The organism is Desulfovibrio sp. GTC20076 (assembly GCF_055385905.1).
In genome coordinates this window covers 2,993,603-3,013,466 of record NZ_AP039366.1, presented here as the reverse complement: position 1 = coordinate 3,013,466, position 19,864 = coordinate 2,993,603, and the positions used below count along the sequence as shown (strand labels likewise).

The window sequence follows — 19,864 nt, the reverse complement described above, 5'->3', positions numbered from 1 at the left end:
TAATGTGCTTGCCAACGCTTTTTACGAGCTTATCTACCAATAACGGGCCGCCGTGCGGCGTGCCTGTTCCGCCCCGCAAGGGGCATGGCACCGCCCGGCATGAGGCCGCGCGGCATCAGTAATCTCAAGGAGAATCTCATGACGCGCACCCTGAATCTGCCCGATATTCCGGCCCTGCTCAAACTATCCCTGCTGCCCCTGCTGGCCGCCATTGTCCTTATGGCATCTCCGGCACAGGCCATGCCCGGCATGGGCGGAGGAGCCGGTATGGGCGACAAGTTCGACCAGATGGATACCAACAAGGACGGCAAGGTCAGCCGTGAAGAGTTCAAGGCGCTTTTCCCCAACATGCGCGATGAAGCCTTTGTTGCCATTGACCAGGATGGCGACGGCTTTATCTCCATTGATGAATGGAACGCCTTTATGAAAGACCACTCTTCCGGCATGCGTCCCAACCGTGGCATGGGCGGTGGTCCCATGGGTGCGCCCGGTGATCCGATGATGCCCAACCCGGGCAACCCTGATCTGCCGCTGGTTACGCCGCCCAATGGCAACTAAACGCTCCGGTCCGGCACTTTCCGCGCCCCGGCCTCCCGCAGGGAATGCCGGGGCCGCTTCCGTCTCCGGCCCTGACAGCCTGCATCGGCAGCCTCTTTTTGTCCCTATGAGCGTGGAAGAAATGCACGCCCTCGGCTGGGACTGTCTGGATGTGCTCTTTGTCACCGGCGATGCCTATGTGGACCATTCCTCTTTTGGCAGCGTACTGCTGGCCCGCTGGCTCATCCACCACGGCTTTCGCGCCGGCATTGTGGCCCAGCCCCGCTGGGACAAGCCGGATGACCTGCTGGTTATGGGCAGGCCGCGCCTGTTCGCCGGAATCAGCGCGGGCGCGCTGGACTCCCTGCTGGCTCACTACACCGCCTTTCGCAAAAAGCGGCATGACGATGCCTATACCCCGGGCGGCAAAGCCGGAGCGCGGCCCAACCGGGCCTGTCTCGTTTATGCCAACCTGGCCCGCAGGGCTTTTCCGGGCCTGCCGCTGGCCCTTGGCGGCATAGAGGCCAGCCTGCGCCGGGTGAGCCACTATGATTTCTGGACAGACTCCCTGCGCAAACCCATACTTATGGATGCCAAGGCTGACCTGCTTATCTGGGGCATGGGTGAATACGCCACGCTTGAATATGCCCGGCGGCTTCATAAAGCTGAAGATACGCGCGGCATCCCCGGCACAGCCTGGCTCGACAGGCTCGAGCAGACGCCGGAAGGCCCCCGGCCAGCCGGCCTGCCGCCGGAGCTGGCCCAAACCCCGGCCGTGCCACTGCCGTCCCATGAAGACATCCTGGCCGATCCCGTACAACTGCTTGTCATGACCCAGGCCCTGGAGCGCCAGGTACACAGGCTGGACGCCTGGGCTTTTCAGCCCGTGGGCGACCGCGCCCTTGTGCTGGCCCGCCCCGCGCCCCCCCTGACAACAGAAGAAATGGATGCACTGTACGAAATTCCCTTTACCCGGCGGCCCCACCCAAGTTACCGCGAACCCATACCAGCGGCAGAAATGATGCGCACCAGCATTACCAGCCACAGGGGCTGCGGCGGTGGCTGCTCTTTCTGCTCACTGGCCCTGCACCAGGGGCGCCGCATCAGCTCGCGTTCCGAAGACTCCATTCTGGCCGAAGCCCGCAGGCTCGGACAGGAAAACATGGAGCGCGGCAAGGGGCCGGTAGCCATATCAGACGTAGGCGGTCCCACAGCCAACATGTGGCAGGGCTACTGCGCCCTGGACCGCATGCATGAGCGCGGGTCCGCAAACCGCACGAATCCCGCGCCGGCCCAACCCCGTTCACAGGCCGGGGCGGAGGAGCGCAATACAAGCCGCTGCCGCCGCACGAGCTGCTGTTATCCCACAATCTGCAAGTTTTTCACCACGCCGCAGGGCAAACATGTGGGTCTGCTGCGCAGTGTGGCCGCCCTGCCCGAAGTCAAACAGGCCCGTATTGCCAGCGGTGTCCGGGCCGACCTGGCCTTGCGTGATGCCGCCGCCCTGGCTGCCTATACGGGCGAATTCACGGGCGGGCAGCTCAAGGTGGCCCCAGAGCATTGCGCCCCCGGCGTATTGAGCCTCATGCGCAAGCCGCCGCTGGAAGTTTTTGAAGCCTTTCTGGCAAGCTTTATTCGCCAGAGCAAGGCGGCAGGCCGCGAACAGTATGTTGTCCCCTACCTTCTCAGCGGTTTTCCCGGCTGCACGGATAACGATATGCGCACTCTCGCGAACTGGCTGCGTGAGCGCAACTGGAATCCCCGCCAGACCCAGTGCTTTATCCCCACGCCCGGAACCATAGCCACTGCCATGTTTTATTGCGGTAAAAATGAAGCCGGAGAAGACATTTACGTAGCCCGCACCGATGCCCAGCGCCTGCGGCAGCACGGCATCCTCATGCCTGGACGCAGCAGCGCCGAGGGCAGAAGGCAGGGCAGGCCAAACAGACCAGACAGGCAGGGCAAAAAAGCTGCTGCGGAAAAGGACGCTACAGCGGGCAAACGTACTGCCCCGGGGCGGGAGCACGGCGAAAAACGCCACAACGGCAACAAGACGGAACACACGGCGGGCAGCGGCCGCAGCCGGGGAACAAACCGGCCCGACCACCCCGCAAGGCCAGACCGTTCCAGGCGCACGGCAGAGCAACATCCGCCTCGCGAAGCAGAACGCGCAAGAGATGGAAAAACCGGCCGGGGCAGTGACCGCGGCCCCAAAACAGCAGAACTTCCCGTCCCCGGACGCCGAGCCTGAACACAGGAGAACAGTCATGCCCAACATGCTTGAAGACAGGCTCACCCGGCTGGAAGAGCTGACATTTTTTCAGGAAGAACGCATCGAAAAACTGGACGCCGCCCTCACGGCGCAGCAGACGCAGCTTGATGCAGTGGAAAGGGAGCTGGCCGATGCCCGCCTTGTTATCCGCTCCCTGCGTGACAAGCTGGCCCAACAGCCGGAAAATACATTGCCGCCCCATTTTATGCCGGAGCGCTGGTAAGAACGACTGCCAGGAAAAAACATGATAAGAGCCGCCACGCCACAGGACGAAGCCGCCATACGGCAATGCGCCCGTCTGGCCTATGAGGGCTATACCCCGCTCATGGGCCGCGAGCCTGCCCCCATGACGGCCGACTTCGCCGCGCAGATCGCGGCCGGACTGACGCATGTCTATCTGGGAGAAGACAACAGGGTACAGGGCTATATTGTTTTCTATCCCCAGGGCGACCACATGTTGCTGGAAAGCGTGGCCGTGCTGCCCCAAGCCGCAGGCCGGGGCATGGGCAAGGCGCTTATTGCCTTCTGCGAGAATGAAGCCCGGCGGCTTGGCCTCGATGCGGTGCGCCTGTACACCAACGAAAAGATGACTGCCAATCTCTCCATCTACCTCCGCCTGGGCTATACGGAAACCGGCCGCCGCATTGAAGATGGCTTTAAACGGGTCTTCTTTGAAAAGCTCCTGGTCTAGATGTAAAGTGTCAACACGCTGTTCACCCTTCCCTCACTCGGTTTGCTGTTGTCTGGTAACTCCAGCTTTACCGATTTGGGGAGGGTGAACAACCTATTGGAACATTACATCTAGAGCAGATCAACTTTGGAAAGCTTCACATCTCAAGGTTGTCGCTCTGCCGCAAAGTGCAGTTTCCGACAGAATCCACGCCGCGTTACGATGCGCTGTACTCCCGTGCAGCGTTACCGCATGTAATTTTTTTCAAAAGTACCGTGCGCTAAACGGATAAGGCCGGTTTCGGCACGCTCTGCCCGGCCGGGCCGGTAAACTGGCACGATGCTATGGCGGCTCTCTGGCAAGCGCCCGCCACACAGCCCCCCCAGGCAAAGGCACTGAGAGCATTGCCAATAACAGCTCAAAAAATCCCGCCCCTCGGTTGAGAGGCGGGATTTTTCATATACTGTTCACTGCGGCTCAGAGCATATCACGCTGAGCTGTCTGACGACGGTGCACCCGAATTTTTTGACCTGCTTCCCAACCCGCCTCGCGGCAGGGGGAAGGTCCGGCATACCGGGCGGGCTTCGCCCTGCGGTTGCGGTCTTTTATAATAAACCGCTGGCAGCTGCTCTAGAAACCAAAGCCGTCGGAGTTGGCGCCGGAAGCACCAAAGCCGAAATCGTCAGGTACGGCGCTTTCTTCCACGGCTTCAGCAACGGCCTCGTCGCCGGAAGCGGCAAGAGCGGCTCCGGCGCCGCCAGCCATAACCATGCCCTTGAGGCCGTCCTTGATGGCGTCTTTGATATTCACAAGCAGGTCGTCATGATTGATGGCAACCTTGCCCTGGAATTCAGCCACCTGGCGGCGCAGGCCGCCCATATCAGCATTCATGGCCTTGATCTTGGCTTCCAGCTCATCCACTTTTTTGGACAGGGCCTCGGCGCGGGCTTCGGCAGGCTCAAGAACGCGCACGCGCTCTTCAAGAGCGGTGGCAGCCGCGGTCTGCGCGGCCAGACTGTCATATGTTTCGCCAAGGTAATCAACAACATGGTCAACCATAGCCTTGGTATGACCATCCATGGCGGGCAGAGAAACATTATCACCAAGCAGGCTTCTGCCGTTATTCACAAAAGCGTCCCAGGACTGTCCTTCTTTCCATTCCAGTTCTGCAAACTTGGGATAGCAGCGGGCCAGCCAGGTGGCGGCAAAAGGCCCCACGGCCCTGGCGCAGGTATCACAGACGATGGTACGCCCGGCCACAAAGCCGGCAATTTCCTTCACGTCCACGCCTTCCTTACCCACCACGAGGGCAAGCACGGACTCCACAGGAAAAACTTTGCGAGATGTATCGGACATGGCGGCCTCCTCCTCGGAGATCGTAATTTTATTCAATAAAACTTTAATGCCAACAGTGCACACTCTGTCGGCGTTCCCGGCGGCTGACCGCCGGGAACGCCGCGCCAACTAGCTTCTGCCGTACATGCGGGCGTACAGCAGGGCCGCCGTGCGGTAGACAAAGTGCCCGAGTTTGGACCAGGGCAGATAGGCAAAGAGCATCCACACAAAAACTAGGTGCAGGTAGTACACCAGGAAGGCGGGCACAATGGTGTCCGCCAGGCGGAAGCACTGTGCCAGCACACCGGTAACTGCCACCAGCCAGATGATGCCCAGCAGGTACCAGTCGTACCAGTTGGATCCCTGGAACCTGGGGTTCAGGCGCAGACGGCGCACCGTAAGAAAGCCCAGACCCAGCAGCAGCATGAGCGCGCCGATGTTGGCAAGAATTTTTACCGGGAAGGTCAACGGCATGGGCGTTTCAAAATGGATGATGGGTATCACCTTGCCGCCCCAGTGGGCGAAAGCCACTATGGCGGTTACGCAGGCCAGGATCACAAAGCTCCACACCAGCAGAAAGTGTCCGTACTTACGGCTGGGGGTATCCTTGCCCGTGGCGGGGCCGGTTTCGCAGTCATCGAACTTGCGGTGCGTGATGACTTCATCCCACAGCACGTCCCACAAATGCCATATCCAACATTTTGTTTTGCCGATGACGGTCGTTGTGCCTTCAGGCCTGAAGAGCGCCCACAGTTTCATGACGCCGCGCGCCAGAATGAAGAGTGCGCCAAAGAACGTCAGTATGAAGATGGGGTCGATGGTATAATCGCCGTAGAATATCTGACCGAACACAATACGGCCATCGGCAGCGCGGGGGAACCACTGGCCACCGTTGAAGCCGGCGCGGATCCACCACACCACAAGCCATATGACAGCAGGAATGCCGAAGAGAATGGGCAGGCCCGAAGGTTTGCTCATCCACTTGCCCACTACCGTGGGTTCGGTCAGGTCCTTGTAAATGACGTTACGCGCCGCGCCCATAAGATCAGCGGGTTTGGCTCCGCGCGGGCACAGGTCAGAGCAGTTGCCGCAGTTGTGGCAAAGCCACAGGTCGATATCTCCACGCAGTTTGTCCTTGAGGCCCCAGGAGGCCCACACCATTTCCTTGCGCGGATAAGGCGCATTGGCAGGAGACAGTGGGCATGCCACCGAGCATGTGGCGCACTGGTAACACTTCTTGAGGGAATCGCCCCCCGCCTCTTCCAGCGCCCTGACAAACTCCAGATCAGGTTTGATGGTAATTTGTGCCATTGCTGCCTTCCTCCTACATGCCCTTGAACGGGTTGGGGCCCATGGCCACGATGCGATCCACAAAGCCGTCAATTATGACGGGAACCTTGTCGTACTCGTCAATGGCCACTTCAAGCAGTTCCACACGCTCAGGTTCCACGCCCAGACGGTTGAGCGTCTCGGCGATATTTTCCTTACGCTTGGCGCAGATTTCCGAACCTTTCACAAAGTGGCACTGGTAGTCATCGCCATACTTGCAGCCCAGCAGCATCACGCCGTCATAGCCTTTGCTCATGGCGTCAGACACCCAGATGGCGTTGACCGAACCAAGGCAGCGCACAGGAATGATGCGGCAATAGGGGCTCCAGGGCTTGTGGCGCTCACCGGCCATATCAAGGGCAGGATAGGCGTCGTTTTCGCAGGCCAGAATGAGCACACGGGGGCCTTCTTTCTTGAAGTCCTTGGGCACCTGCACTTCACGGATCATGGAGCCGATCTGGTCAATATTGTAGTTGGCGAAGGAGATGACGCGCTCGGGGCATGCGCCGAAACAGGTACCGCAGCGGCGGCAGCGCGTGGGATTGAGCCGGGGAGTTCCCTTTTCGTCGTCGTCCAGAGCGCCGAAGGGGCATTCTTCCGTGCAGCGTTTGCACTGGGTGCAGCGCACCATATTGAACAGGGGGTAGGAAAGGTCCCCCGAACGCGGATGCACAGACACACCGTGGCTGGATGCCTCGATGCACTGCACGGCCTTGAGCACCGCGCCCTTGGCGTCTTCTTCGCAGGCGTCCATGGTCAGGGGCTGACGCACGCAGCCAGCCGCATACACGCCGGTGCGGCGCGTTTCGTAGGGGAAGCAGATATAGTTTGAGTCGGCAAAGCCGTCAAACAGCTGCAAGTCCGGAAAGTCCGGCCCCTGGCGGTAGTCAAAGTGGATGGTCACGTCCTTGGCCGTAGTGGGCACAAGGCCCGTGGGCAGAACAACCATGTCCACATCAAGGTCAAAGTCCATGCCGAGCAGGGTGTTTTTGCACTCCACAACCATGTGGCCGCCCGCTTCGCGGATGTCGGTCACATCGGCCTTTGTCATCATGACGCCCAGGCGCTCCTGCATTTTTTTGTAGAAGCGTTCGAGAATGCCGGGAACGGTCATATCCTTGTACAGGATAAAGGCCTGGCAGGCATCATTGGTCTTCTCACAGACCGTGTTGGCAAGGCGCAGCATACCCACGCTGTTGACAGCGTTGGAGTAGGACAGGTGCCGAAGGCTTTCGAGGTCTTCTTTCACAAAAACCTCTTCCCCTTCCTCCGTATCGGCAGCAGCGGCCTCGGCGGGCTTTTCATCTCCGGCGGCCGCATTTTCCCCGGCAGCCTGGGCCACGGCCTGCTCGGCCATCGTGGTATCAAGCACAAAGGCGATGCGGTTGGCCTTCACCTGGTCGGCCACCAGCATTTTACCGAACGTGGCGGCATCCACCACCATGGGGCTTTTGCCAAGACCCATGGGAGCCAGGTATTTCTGGTCAAGGGCAACCCAGCCCGTAGCCAGCACCACCGCGCCCACTTCCACTTCCACAGGGCCGGAAGCCGTAGCAATAACGGCCTTGAATTCGCCGGGCTGGCCTTCCAGCTTTTCCATGCGGGAATTCATGTAGACCTTGATCTTGGGATTGCCCGTAACTTCACTGACCTTGGCCGCAAGATTTGTGGGCTGCTTGTCCGTCCAGGGAGAAACCAGGGGAGAAGCCATGGGAATATTGTTGGCAGCGCCGCCGAGCCTTTCGGCTTTTTCTATCAGCACCACTTCATAACCCGTGGCCGCAGCTTCCAGGGCCGCCGTAAGGCCGGTCCAGCCGCCGCCGATCACCAGAATGCGCTGCACACCCGTTACCGAAGCGGCTTCGGGGGCTTCGCTCTTCTGCAGTTTCACCACGCCCATATTCACGTAGTCGTGGGCCATGAGGGTCAGCAGTTCGGGCGCGCTGGCAGAATCAACGGGCGTTCTGTCCGGATTCTTGTAGGCCTGCACGCACTGCTCACGCAGGTTCACATGTTCCACCTGCACGGGTAGACGGTACAGTTCGCCGTCCACACGCGGGGAAGCGCCGCACAGCAGCACGCCGTCCAGGCCCTGGGCCTCGATATCGGCCCGAATTTCATCCACGGCCAATGCCAGCACGGGAACTACCTTGACCACGGCAGTGAGATCTCCCCACTTTGCCGAGGTCTGCGCGGCAAGCGCCTCTACATCGAGGCCGCCGCCAATGTTCTGCTGGTCAAAATAGACGCCAATCTTACCGGACATGCCGCCTACCTCCCTTTCACCGTTTGTACCGCCTTCAGGGCGGCGGCTGTACCGGACTGAGCCGAGCGCATCACATCCAGGGGCATGCGCGCGCAACCGGCGGCAAAGATACCGGCTTCCTCGCCGCCCGCCACAAAGCCTTCTTCGTCAAGAGGCAGAGGCAGAGGCGCGTCTTCGCCGGCCAAAGAGGGCTGCATGCCCGTGGCCAGCACCACAAGGTCATAATCAAGGGTGAGCTTTTCGCCGCTTACGGCGTCTTCTGCCGTCAGGCGCACCTTGTCGCCCTCGGCCTGCACCACATCGGCGACCTTGCCCTTGACAAAATGCACGTTGGGCATGGCCTTGACTTTTTCAAGTACTTTCACGTAGCGGCCAGGAGCGCGCATATCAATATAATATACTGTAATCTGCGTATCGGGATTCTGCTCGGCAATGTACTGGCACTGCTTGAGCGTGGCCATACAGCAGATGTATGAACAGTAGTTCAGATGATTCTGATCACGCGAACCGGCGCACTGGACAAAAGCCACGCGGTGAGGCCTGCGGCCGTCCGTGGGGCGCGTGATGCGTCCGGCAGTGGGACCACAGGGCGAGGCGAGACGCTCCATCTGCATGTTGGAAATGCAGTTTTTCACGTTGCCTGCACCAAGGTTGCTCAACCGGGTGACATCATATGGCTTCCAGCCGGTGGCAATAACCACGGCACCCACGCCCAGTTCGATTTCGCGGGGGGCCTCGGTCACATCCAGAAACTGGTTGCCCGCCACACGGGCCTTGTCGGCCTTGGAAAGTGTCTGCTTATCCAGAGTGTAGCGGCTGGGGAAGGCAAAAGGCATGGCCTTGTACAAGCCCTTGCGCTTTGACAGCCCAAAATCGAATTCACTGGGGCTTTCGCCGTCAAGGCTGGAAGCCAGCAGGCTGAAATCCACGTTATGGGGCGCCGTGTGGCGCGGCTGGATGCGCACCTTGACGGTATAGTCACCCTTGACCCCGCTGAAGCCCACAACTTCGGCCTGGGTAAAGAACTTCACACGCGGATTTTTCCTGATGCGCTGGAACTGGATTTCCAAGCCGCAGGAGGGGGGACAGAGTTTGGGAAAATATTTATTGAGCTGAGCCACGCGGCCCCCAAGCCAGGGCGACTTTTCGACGATATAGACATCGTGACCCAGTTCCGCCGCTTCAATGGCGGCTGTAAGGCCTGCAAAGCCGCCGCCCACGACGAGAATGGCATTGGACATCCTGGATATCCTCCTGCGTTGTTGCATAGCGGCTGAAGAAGTGACAACGCCCCTCGCCGCGGAAAAAAGGAGTGGCCGCATCCGGCCAAACCTTACGGGCATCGGCTCGCGCCAACTGCCGACGGCCGGCCACAGTTTCCGAATGTGGCGGCCCGGAACCGTACCCGGTTGCCCTAAGACTTTGCCTCACCATCATAGCCGGAGTTTTTCCGGCGGCGGCGAACCGCCTGACGGGGACATACAAACCGCATGCTGAGCATCTGCGCGGCGGGCAAGGCGCATTCCGCGCCCTTTCGCCTGTTGCACCCACTGGCCGTAGCAGAGCGTACAGCCAAGGGGGGCGGCCTTGCGGCCGCCCCTTTTGTGCTACATGCCGCCGACTAGTCGGGGATGATCTGGTAGTAAGGCTTCTTGAAGATCTTGGTCTCGCCGGTGGCGGGATCGTACTTGGAGTTCACGAAGCACTTCCACTTGGTGTCGTCCAGGGCCATGAAGTCCGCGCGATAGTAGAAGCCGGGGTAACGGGATTCTTCGCGGAAGGAGATGTGCTGCATGTGCAGACGCACCGTCCACAGGCGATGATAGTTTTCCCAGCAGCGCAGAAGTTCGTGCAGGTCACGGGAGGCCAGCTTGAGGGAGTCTTCTTCCATCATGGCAAGCAGGTTGAAGCCCGTGTCGAGCAGAGCCTTGGAGGTGGTGTAGTAGGTGCTCACGCCGCCGCCGTATTCGTCGGTGCACTTCACAAGACGCATCATGAAGTTCTTGGGCGTGATGTAGTTGGGGTTCACCACAGGGTCGGTGGAGGCGTCCTTGCCGGCCATGAAGTTGTAGTACGGACGGTAGATGAGCTTCTTCAGTTCATCGGCGGTTTCCTTGAACTCGGGCTTGAAGTCCTTGTGGTCAAGGCACCAGCGCACCATCTGCTTGCCGGCGATACGGCCTTCAGCATGCGAACCGGAAGAGAACTTGTGGCCGGAAGCGCCCACGCCGTCGGCGCAGGTAAACAGGCCCTCAACGGTGGTCATGCGGTTGTAGACCTTGCCGTTGGCCGCACGCACCTTATAGTCTTCAGGCACCCATTCTTCGTCGGGACCGGACACCCAGATGCCGCAGCAACCGGAGTGGGAACCGAGCAGATAGGGTTCGGTGGGCATGATTTCGGAACCGCGCTCTTCAGGGGCGGTATTGGTGCAGGCCCACAGGTTGGCCTGGCCAACGCACATGTCGAGGAAGTCTTCCCAGGCTTCGGACTCAAGTTCCTTCTGCTGTTCTTCGTTCAACGTGGCGAAGGTGGTCTGCAGGGCGGTCTTGGTGTCCATATAGATGGGGCCGCGGCCTTCGCGCATTTCGCGAAGCATCATGTGGTTACGCAGGCAGGTCGGGATGACATGGCCCTTGGCGTAGCCGCGGTCTTCGTAGGGCTTCAGCATGGCACGGTTGGTCACGCAGTAGTCTTCGCCCTTGCTGTTGGTGGCTTTGGCCTTGAAGAGCAGGAACCACGCGCCCACGGGGCCGTAACCGTCCTTGAAGCGGGCGGGCACGAAGCGGTTTTCCATCATGGTCATTTCAGCGCCGACCTGGGCACACATGGTGTAGGTGGAGCCGGCGTTCCATACGGGATACCAGGCGCGACCCATGCCTTCACCGGTGGAACGGGGGCGGTACACGTTCACCGCGCCGCCGGCGGCCACCATGATGGTGTTGGCTTTGAAGATGTGCACTTCGTTGGCGCGCAGGTTAAAGCCCACGGCGCCCGCGATGCGGTTGGGAGTATTTTTGTCGAGCAGCAGCTTCACGATAAAGATGCGCTCCATGATGCGGTCTTCACCCAGGGCATTCTTGGCAGCTTCGGCCACGATGCACTTGTAGGATTCACCGTTGATCATGATCTGCCAACGGCCGGAACGCACGGGGGCGTCGCCCTTGCGCAGGCTTTTGCCGGCGGCCTTGGCGGCGGCGCCGTTCATGTTGTGGCCGTCTTCACCCTTGATCCAGCAGGGCAGGCCCCAGTCTTCAAACAGGTGCACGGAGTCGTCAACGTGGCGGCCGCAGTCGAAGATAAGGTCTTCGCGCACGAGGCCCATAAGGTCGGTGCGGACCATGCGCACGTAGTCGTCGGCGCTGTTTTCACCCAGATAGGTGTTGATGGCGGAAAGGCCCTGGGCCACGGCGCCGGAGCGCTCGAGGGAAGCCTTGTCGCAAAGCAGAATTTTCAGGCCGTGCTTTTCGCCCCAGCGGACAGCTTCAAAAGCGGTGCCGCAGGATCCCATGCCGCCGCCCACGATGAGCAGGTCAACCGCATGTTCTTTAACTTCGGGTTCGGCAATGGCTACGCCCTTTATCGCTTCCTTTACGGGAATCATAGGCATAATGGTATCTCCTTATCGCACTAGCGGTTGCAAAGACCTAACGGCCGTGTTCCATGCAAGTAAGAACCTTGTCGGCTTCCAGCATTTCAAACTTCTTGCCGAGAGCTTCCTTGGGGGTAACCAGGGCCTTTTCGGTGAACAGAAGTTCGTCTTCGATGTTGCCGCCTTCGGGGAAACCTTCAAAAGGCTTGATGGAACCTTCCGGAGTGGTGCGAATGGGGAACTTGAAACGCTTTACATTGCCGTTACGGAACTGAACCGTCCACATAATGGAGTCTGCCGACCGCATGGGGATACAGGTTCCGCCCATGGGAGCGAAGTCAGCGTAGGGGCGGGCCGTAATGGCGCCCTGGGGGCAGATCTTCACGCAGGAATAGCATTCCCAGCAGGCGTCGGGTTCCTGGTTGTAGGCCTTCATTTCCTCGGGATCGAGGATCATGAGGTCGTTGGGGCAAATGTACATGCAAGCCGTCTTTTCGCCACCCTTGCAGCCGTCACATTTGGACGGATCGACATAAGTCGGCATACGTATCCTCCAACTCAGTAAAAGTGTTTGAAAAACCCGCCGGGTTCGGCGTGGCGCGACGGGAAAGACCGACACGCCGGGGTTAGCCGAGCGCCTTCGCTTAAACGTTTGGGCGAATGGCTTGCGCAATTAGTAACAAGCACTTGGCGTCCGAGTCAAGCCCCCTCTGCAAAATTTCGTGGAAACATTACATCGTCGAACAGGCTTTTCCAATAAAATTCAGCTAGATAAGGTTCTTGTGAAAAAAGTTCTAATCCCCTATTCAAACCTTCCCCAAACAGAGTCCTCGCGAGCATACCCTTGCAAGAGAAGTCATTTCAAGCTAACACGTTTGCGCAGAGAAAGAAAGACTGTGGCGCAGATTTGCTGCGTATTTGCAGCAAACCCCTGCAATTCCACACAACGAAAAGGGATTTAATCACCCCCTCCCTCCTATTTTCCCACAGGAAAGAGCATGACTGACCATTCGAACGACCCGCGCGGCCCGCGGCCCCCCCGGGACAACCGCGAAAAACGTGACTTCCGGGGCCAGGGCGAGGCACGTCCGCGCCGCCCCTTGCGCGAAACCGTTTGCGAAATTGACCGCGACATTTTACGCCTCCTGCTGCGGCGCCATAATATCCTGACGCGCATGCGCGGCGACAAGCCACGCATGGACGCCGCCGAGGAAAAAATACTGCGTGAATCGTGGGAGGCCGCAGTGGCCCGTATCAGTCGCGACGCCCGCCTCTCGGGCCATTTTTTTTCTCTTATGCAGGAAGTGGAATTTCAACCCCGCCCTGTAAGCGAGCGGCAGGAAAGGCCCGATGGCGAAGGGCATGAGGGTGGCTCCGCCGACGTCGGCCAGTCCCTGGCCGACAGCCCCCGCGAAGGCACCGACAAGCGTATGGCGTTCAACCTGGCCCCGCCGGCCAAGGCCGTGCGCCTGCGCATGCAGGCTCCTCTGGCCTGCCGCGCCACACGCGCGTGGCTCATGCTGGCCGCCGCCACAGGGCAGCCCCTGCGGCTCAGCCCAAGCCTCATGAACGACCCCGTTGTGGACTGTGTAAAAATGCTCAACCAGGCCGGAGCGGCCCTCACCCGCGAGGACGAAGGCGTCACCGCAAGACCCGCTGTTCCCCTGGGCGCACCCGACAAGGTGCTTTATGTGGGCGACAGCGCGTGGAACTTTTTTCTACTGCTGGGACACTATCTGGGACGCCCATCACGGGCGAAATTCGCGGGCGAGTCCGGCCTGAAACTGGCCGACCTTTCCTCCGTCCGCCACTTTCTGCCCACTATGGGCGCGCGCCTTGTGCATGTGGTCCCCAAGAGCGATGGCCTGCCTGCGCGGCTTGAAAGCTCCGGCATCCTCCCCGACGCTGTAACCATGCCTGCAGATACGCCCGCCGAACTGGCCGAAGGCATTCTGCTGGCAGCGCCCGGCTATGAACACAGCCTGGCCATGGATATCAGCGGCCACCCGGCCCAAAAAACCATACTGGCCCGTACTCTGCCCATCCTGCGGGCAGCCGGAGCAGATGTGGCCGTGGACGGCGGCGTTGTACGCATCCATCCGACAAAGCTGAATATTCCCGCGCAACCACAACTGCCCGTTGAACCGGAACTGGCGCTCTTTCTGCTGGCCTTGCCCCTGGTGCTGGGCGGCGAAACACGCCTTGCCGGGCAGTGGCCCCAGTGGCCCGCAGCCGAAGCCGGATGGCGCATCCTGCGCGACCTGGGCCTTGACCTGCAGCAGCAGAATGGCAAGGAAGGCGAAGAACTCAACGCGCAAAATACGGCTCCGCTCAAGGCATTCAGCATATCTGCCCTGCCTGCGGACCTGCCCGCGGACTGGTCGCCTCTGGTTGTGGGTCTGGCCGCGTGCGCTGCCCTGCGCGGCGGGCAGACAGTGCTGCCGCCGTTGCCCCAAGGTACGGACATGCACGAGGTAGGAAGCTTCCTGCACTCCGTGGACCTCGAACAGGACGAAAGCGGCAGATTGTGCAAAACAGCACAACCTGAAACCAAGACCGCGTGGAACGCCCCCACGCCCGCATGGGCTATGGCCCTTGCTTTGGCAGCTTGTGCAAAACAGCACCAGAAGCTCGGCAACCCCGGCGTCATGACCGGCCTGTACCCGGCCTTCTGGGCCTTGTATAACGCCCTGCCCGAGCCGCCGCAGCGCCGCGCCGCAGCAACCCCTCCGGCGGCCCCATCCCGCAGGCGCATTATTACCACTGCTGTGGCCGTGCCGCCGGAAATGAAGGAAGAAGACTACTAGGGCAGTGCCGAAGACAATTTACTTTGAAATGCTCTGTGGGGAGGGACCCCACAGAGCATTTTTACGGTGAAGAGCTTTGTGGGGGAGGGACCCTTTTGCAAAAGGGTCCCTCCCCCACATCCTAAAACCTTTATTCCTGCTTCAATCTGTTACAGGAATTCTCCTGACCTGAAACGAAAATCCCAAAAGCAGCGCCTCCAGACATCACCCTGGCTTCAAATAAAAAGACTCCATGCAACACCCAAAGGCCCCGGCAAGAGGGCCATGCGTGAACCGCACCCATGCGCGTCCAATTCTTGTGCCAGTGCCGCAGTATTGCTATAAAAATATCGCCGTCAAAGCCGGAAGCCGAAACAATGGAGACTGGCATGACTCTGGAAAAAATGAGCACATTCATAGGGATTGTTATAGAACGTGCATGGCCCCTGTGCCTTATTGCTATGCTCAACTGGTGGTGGGTGATGCATGGCTCCAGCCCCTATGCAGTCTTCACCTTCCTGTACGGCTTTGCAGGCTGTCTGGTCTTTCTGAGGGGTTTTGGCCTTGCCACCTCCTTGCCTATATACTGCCTGGCCTTTGCGGCCTTTCTTAGCGCAGACCCTTCACGCAATGAAATAACACAGTTGCAAACCATGCTGAACCTTGAGTATTCGGCCCGTATCTACCTACGACTGCTCGTCACAGCCTTCAAGTCCGCGCTGATGGCCCTGCCCTTTTCCCTGTTCTTTTTTGACCGCATGAACGGCTACACCGCTTTGCTGAAGATTCCCCTCTGTGTCTTTTTTCTGGTGCTTGTCCTCGAACCCACCTTTTTAATTCTGATGCTCGCCATATTTGGCATGTGAGGCGAAGCCTACTGAAGGGCGAAAGAAAGTCCACCCTTCAGCAGATCAGCTACGGAAGCACCAGGGGCTTATCAGCGGTTTCGTATCGTTGTGCTTTTGCAGAATTTCGTAGGGAACCTCCGCTTCAAGATGTAAGCCAAAGGGCTTCAGGTCATGCGTTTTCGCGGCATGCCGCTCCACCACGTCGGACACGCTTTCAGCGTACATGCGCTCTTGCAGCGGCGCGTCCAGCGACACGGGCAAGGGCTGTGCCAGCGGGTCTTTTTTCGTCCCGTACATTCTGTCTGCCAATGACTGCTGCGCTCGTTCTCCTGGCCCGCCACAGGTGTGCCGTGCCTGGCCCCGAAAGGATGCCTGATGCCCAAGTGTCCGTTACTTTTGCCGGTAGTTGCCGCCATATACCCTCCTTATTTACGCGATTGCGATTTGGGGAGAGAGCATGCTCACGCGCAATATCCTGTAAGACTGGACTGGTTCAGTCATGCCCAACGCCCGGCTGGCGAGGATTTTATAGAAACAAAGGAGCCGTTTGGGGCAACCTTGAAAAAATAAACACTGTAAAATCGCTGCATTGTAAATATTTCTACCTGTGCAAAAAAGACAAACGTCTTTTTATTCAAGATTCTTACATCAGATCAACACCTTTCGCGGATTTCCGGCCCAAACGCCGCAAGCCCGGCATGTCTTTGGACATACCGGGCTTGCGGCGTTTGGGTTTTTCGTCTCAGGTCAGGCGCTACACTCTCGTGCAGCGTTAGGGGCAGATTACAACAGAAATAAATGCCTTAGGGGGTGGGGGCGTGGGGGAGGGAACCTTTTGTAAAAGGTTCCCTCCCCCACAAAGCATTTCACGCATAAAATGCGCTCTATTCTTGCCAACGTGCGCTAAGCGCTATTTCTTGGGCGCCGTCTTTTTCTGCCATATGGCAAAATGGGCCAGCGCCATGCCGCCGTGTCCTGCAAGATAGGCAACCATAGCCCAGGCAAAAAACTTGTGTACGCTCAGGGCGGTAAGACCAAGGCGGTCATTGCTCCAGTCGTCAAACCACCACAGGCCGGTAAACACAGCCAGCAGCAGCGCTCCCATGCCAAGGCCCTGGATACATGCGGGCAGGCCTTTGGGGCGGGGACCAACCATCTTGAACTGTGCCGCAGCGCGCATATCCTTGCCAAGCTGCTCCATATCGCCCCACAGGTAGGGGAAAAAGTTGCGCAAGCCGCGCTTTCTGATGCTGAGCGTCACAAGGGCGATACCCAGCAGGCACAGGGCCATGCCTGAGATGATGTGTATCCAGGCCAGGCCCGAGGGGCCTTCCACAGTCACCACCATGACCATGCTGGTCAGGAACTGCAAAAGTACAAATGCGATCACGGCGGCATGGATACAGCGCAACAGGGGCGGCTGGAAAAAACCCAGAAAACGCCACAACAGCGCGCCCTGAGCCACAATCTTTTCCTTTACGGTCATGCAGTACTCCCTGAAGTATGAACCGCTGCCCCGTGCCGGCCTGAGCATCAGGGCGGCACGCCGGGGTCAAAGGGCGGTCCTGTTTTTTTAGGGCAATTTCACGTTGGAATCGCCCTGACGGCTGCACACACAGCCGTCCGCCACAGAGGCGCAGGCACAGTGATCTGTGCGGATAAACGCCATAGTGAGCGTCTTGCAGCTTTGGGAACCCCTGTTCGCAAAGCCGACATGCTCAAAAAAGCAGTCTCCCACAATGCTGCCGGCAGCAGCACCCGAAAACCCTGCGGCTCCACACCGGGAAGCCTGGAATACAGCCGCGGCAGGCGGCATAGCCCCCTCGCAACTTACTGCCGCCAGGCCGCTTGCCTGGCCTGACGGCAATGAATCGTCCGGCATACCCAATGGCAAAACCGGAAAAGAAGCCCTTAACGGCAGCAGGAGCAGTGCAGCATATGCTGCATTTTTTCTTTCTTGGTGCGCAGGTAGTGCTCATTTTCAGGGCAGGCGTCCATTTCAATGGGCACTCTTTCGACAATTTCGATGCCGTAACCGGAAAGCCCCACAATTTTTTTGGGATTGTTGGTCAGCAGACGCACCTTGTGTATGCCCAGGTCAACCAGCATCTGCGCGCCGGTTCCGTAATCCCGCAGATCCGGGGGAAAGCCCAGCTTGCGGTTGGCTTCTACGGTGTCGTAGCCTTCGTCCTGAAGAGCATAGGCGCGTATTTTATTGGCAAGGCCTATGCCGCGTCCTTCCTGGCGCATATACAGCAGCGCGCCGCGCCCTTCTTTTTCTATCTGCCGCAGGGCCGCGCCGAGTTGACCACCGCAATCGCAACGCAGCGATCCCAGGGCATCGCCCGTGAGGCATTCGCTGTGTACGCGGGCAAGCACAGGCTCCGGCCCGGAGAGGTCGCCCTTGACCAGAGCCAGATGCGTACCCTGCTCGGTTTCGCTTTCATAGGCATATACCGTGAAATCACCGAACCTCGTGGGCAGATGGGCCTTGGCCACATTGCGCACAGATACCTGCCCCCGGTTGAGGCGGTGGCGGATGATATCCTTGACGGCCACAATCTTGAGACCGTGCTCTTCAGCAAAAGTTTCCAGATCGGGCATGCGGGCCATTGTTCCGTCATCCCGCATGATCTCGCAGATAACCGAGGCGGGCTTCAGCCCGGCCAGTTTCGACAGGTCCACGCCGCCTTCGGTCTGCCCTGCGCGCGAAAGTACACCCCCGGCTTTGGCGCGCAGGGGAAAAACATGCCCCGGCGTCACAAGGTCATCGGGGCGCACATCATCGCCAACGGCGGCCAGAATGGTGGTGGCACGGTCCGCAGCGGAAATACCCGTGGTAACGCCCTCGCGGGCCTCAATGGAAATGGTGAAGTTGGTGCCGAAACGCGAGCCGTTGCGCTGCGTCATAAGGGGCAGGTCAAGCCGGTCGATCATCTCCGGCGACATAGGCAGGCAGATAAGGCCCCGCCCGTATTTAGCCATAAAGTTGATGGCCTCGGGGGTGACAAATTCCGCGGCCATGGTCAGGTCGCCTTCATTCTCCCGGCCTTCGTCGTCCACAAGAATGACCATTTTGCCCTGTTTGATATCGGCAACGGCTTCCTCAATGCTGCACAATGGCATGATGCTTCCTTCGTTTGGCCCGTGGCGCGGGCTGTGAATATTATAATTTATGTAAGGTAGGACCGTGACGGCCTTCTGTCAACCAAGCGCGGCAGCTCCCAGGCCCTGTGCCGGAGGCTCCGGCATGCCCCGGCACAAGCGGTTACCGGCCGGAAAAGGCTTGACGCTCCGTCGCGCAGTAATCGCATGATCCGCCGCACAGAAAGCGGGTATACACCGGGCTGGCTGCTACGGTGAAACTCGCGCGACGCTGCCGCCGCATGCACCTTACAGCAGAGACCGCTCCGGGGTCGTAGCCGCCGGGCGCAGCCCGACCTCGGCCAGCAGATCGGCCATGGGCCGCCCCAAAAGAAAAGGCAGCATGGCGGCGGGTATGCCTGCGCGCTCCACACACAGATCGCGAAAAGCCGCCTCTGTGCGCACGGCCTTGCTGATACCGTCCAGCAGGTTTTGGCGTTCGCTCTCTTCCATCGTGGTCTCTTCCCCGGTTACGCCGCTCGCCCCCTTGGGCGCGAAGCCAAGACGCACCGCAGCCTCAAGTACGGGAGCCACGGGATTCTGCTCTTCGTGGGCGGTCACAAGGTCGGGCAGAAGGGCGCGGGTCCCATCGGGCATTCCGTAAAAACCTGGTATATGCGCCAGAGAGGCCAGCGCCTCCAGAGCCTTTGCGCGGTCAAGCAGAGGCTCGCGGGCCAGCAGGTCTTCCAGCGGGTCCGTATTCATGCAGAACAGAGCCGAGCACTGCACCGGGCGGTGGGCGTAAATGGCGCAGCCCGAAGCGTCGCGGTAAAAACGGCAACGCCAGGGGTGTGCCTGGCCGCCAAGCCCTGCCACCTTGATGCACTCCCGGTCAAGCGGGCGCAGCTCGCCCCGCGCATCGTCACGCGCCCACTCCCCCGCGCGCAGGCATATAAGCGTCTCAAGGGTAAGTACACCTCCTGTGAGGCGCGGCAGATCCGCCTGCATGAGGGTGGGGCCGCCACGCAGACAGCACATGCCGCAACGACGGCAGACAGGAGCTTCAAGGGGTGAGGACATATCTTGTGAAATCATGCGGTCTCCATTGCGGCATGCCGCCGGGCTTTCATGCCGCCGGTACACAA

The 19,864-nt window shown here is 59.6% G+C and carries 16 protein-coding genes; 6 read left to right on the top strand and 10 right to left on the bottom strand.

Annotated features, from left to right (window positions below):
• The first annotated feature begins 138 nt into the window (after positions 1 to 138).
• Genes ACZ495_RS13180 through ACZ495_RS13165 form a run of 4 tightly spaced genes read left to right on the top strand, consistent with a single transcriptional unit; the run spans position 139 to position 3,500 of the window.
• Complete coding sequence (locus ACZ495_RS13180; RefSeq protein WP_015939125.1) at positions 139 to 558, top strand: EF-hand domain-containing protein; 420 nt, start codon at positions 139 to 141, stop codon at positions 556 to 558.
• Positions 548 to 2,788 (top strand): YgiQ family radical SAM protein, encoded by a 2,241-nt coding sequence (locus tag ACZ495_RS13175; RefSeq protein WP_464262395.1) that lies wholly within the window; start codon positions 548 to 550, stop codon positions 2,786 to 2,788. The genes ACZ495_RS13180 and ACZ495_RS13175 overlap by 11 nt, the downstream gene beginning before the upstream one ends.
• A 16-nt stretch (positions 2,789 to 2,804) precedes the next feature.
• On the top strand, positions 2,805 to 3,032 hold the full coding sequence (locus tag ACZ495_RS13170; protein ID WP_072311105.1) for a SlyX family protein: 228 nt from the start codon (positions 2,805 to 2,807) through the stop codon (positions 3,030 to 3,032).
• Between the two features lie 21 nt (positions 3,033 to 3,053).
• A complete protein-coding gene (locus ACZ495_RS13165; protein ID WP_015939128.1) occupies positions 3,054 to 3,500 on the top strand; it encodes a GNAT family N-acetyltransferase in 447 nt (148 codons plus the stop codon).
• Positions 3,501 to 4,109: 609 nt separating this feature from the next.
• On the opposite strand, the gene ACZ495_RS13160 is transcribed toward ACZ495_RS13165, so the two are convergent.
• The 6 genes from ACZ495_RS13160 to aprB all read right to left on the bottom strand — a co-directional run bounded on the left by ACZ495_RS13160 (position 4,110) and on the right by aprB (position 12,545).
• Positions 4,110 to 4,835, bottom strand: a complete 726-nt coding sequence (locus ACZ495_RS13160) for a hypothetical protein (protein WP_015939129.1) — start codon at positions 4,833 to 4,835, stop codon at positions 4,110 to 4,112.
• 108 nt (positions 4,836 to 4,943) lie between these two features.
• Positions 4,944 to 6,125 carry a quinone-interacting membrane-bound oxidoreductase complex subunit QmoC gene (gene qmoC / locus ACZ495_RS13155; RefSeq protein ID WP_015939130.1) on the bottom strand — a complete coding sequence of 394 codons (1,182 nt, stop codon included), beginning with the start codon at positions 6,123 to 6,125 and terminating at the stop codon, positions 4,944 to 4,946.
• A gap of 13 nt (positions 6,126 to 6,138) precedes the next feature.
• Positions 6,139 to 8,409 (bottom strand): heterodisulfide reductase subunit B, encoded by a 2,271-nt coding sequence (gene qmoB, locus ACZ495_RS13150; RefSeq protein ID WP_072311106.1) that lies wholly within the window; start codon positions 8,407 to 8,409, stop codon positions 6,139 to 6,141.
• Between the two features lie 5 nt (positions 8,410 to 8,414).
• The gene (gene qmoA / locus ACZ495_RS13145; protein WP_332460412.1) at positions 8,415 to 9,731 is read right to left on the bottom strand and encodes a heterodisulfide reductase subunit A; all 1,317 of its coding nucleotides are present in this window, start codon (positions 9,729 to 9,731) and stop codon (positions 8,415 to 8,417) included.
• A gap of 299 nt (positions 9,732 to 10,030) precedes the next feature.
• Entirely contained in the window at positions 10,031 to 12,019 is a 1,989-nt protein-coding gene (gene aprA / locus ACZ495_RS13140) for an adenylyl-sulfate reductase subunit alpha (RefSeq protein WP_015939134.1), read from the bottom strand.
• 37 nt (positions 12,020 to 12,056) lie between these two features.
• The gene (gene aprB, locus ACZ495_RS13135; RefSeq protein WP_015939135.1) at positions 12,057 to 12,545 is read right to left on the bottom strand and encodes an adenylyl-sulfate reductase subunit beta; all 489 of its coding nucleotides are present in this window, start codon (positions 12,543 to 12,545) and stop codon (positions 12,057 to 12,059) included.
• Between the two features lie 454 nt (positions 12,546 to 12,999).
• Here aprB and ACZ495_RS13130 point away from each other — a divergent pair, with 454 nt between their 5' ends.
• Both ACZ495_RS13130 and ACZ495_RS13125 read left to right on the top strand, forming a co-directional pair.
• Positions 13,000 to 14,808 carry a 3-phosphoshikimate 1-carboxyvinyltransferase gene (locus ACZ495_RS13130; protein WP_015939136.1) on the top strand — a complete coding sequence of 603 codons (1,809 nt, stop codon included), beginning with the start codon at positions 13,000 to 13,002 and terminating at the stop codon, positions 14,806 to 14,808.
• A gap of 368 nt (positions 14,809 to 15,176) precedes the next feature.
• Positions 15,177 to 15,653, top strand: a complete 477-nt coding sequence (locus ACZ495_RS13125) for a hypothetical protein (protein WP_407843961.1) — start codon at positions 15,177 to 15,179, stop codon at positions 15,651 to 15,653.
• A gap of 45 nt (positions 15,654 to 15,698) precedes the next feature.
• On the opposite strand, the gene ACZ495_RS13120 is transcribed toward ACZ495_RS13125, so the two are convergent.
• The 4 genes from ACZ495_RS13120 to ACZ495_RS13105 all read right to left on the bottom strand — a co-directional run bounded on the left by ACZ495_RS13120 (position 15,699) and on the right by ACZ495_RS13105 (position 19,814).
• On the bottom strand, positions 15,699 to 15,932 hold the full coding sequence (locus ACZ495_RS13120; RefSeq protein ID WP_464262394.1) for a hypothetical protein: 234 nt from the start codon (positions 15,930 to 15,932) through the stop codon (positions 15,699 to 15,701).
• A gap of 613 nt (positions 15,933 to 16,545) precedes the next feature.
• Complete coding sequence (locus ACZ495_RS13115) at positions 16,546 to 17,121, bottom strand: cytochrome b/b6 domain-containing protein (protein WP_296983221.1); 576 nt, start codon at positions 17,119 to 17,121, stop codon at positions 16,546 to 16,548.
• A gap of 425 nt (positions 17,122 to 17,546) precedes the next feature.
• Positions 17,547 to 18,761: a bifunctional 3,4-dihydroxy-2-butanone-4-phosphate synthase/GTP cyclohydrolase II gene (locus ACZ495_RS13110; protein WP_015939141.1), complete on the bottom strand. Its 1,215-nt coding sequence runs from the start codon at positions 18,759 to 18,761 to the stop codon at positions 17,547 to 17,549.
• 267 nt (positions 18,762 to 19,028) lie between these two features.
• A complete protein-coding gene (locus tag ACZ495_RS13105) occupies positions 19,029 to 19,814 on the bottom strand; it encodes a YkgJ family cysteine cluster protein (protein ID WP_015939142.1) in 786 nt (261 codons plus the stop codon).
• Positions 19,815 to 19,864 lie beyond the last annotated feature (50 nt).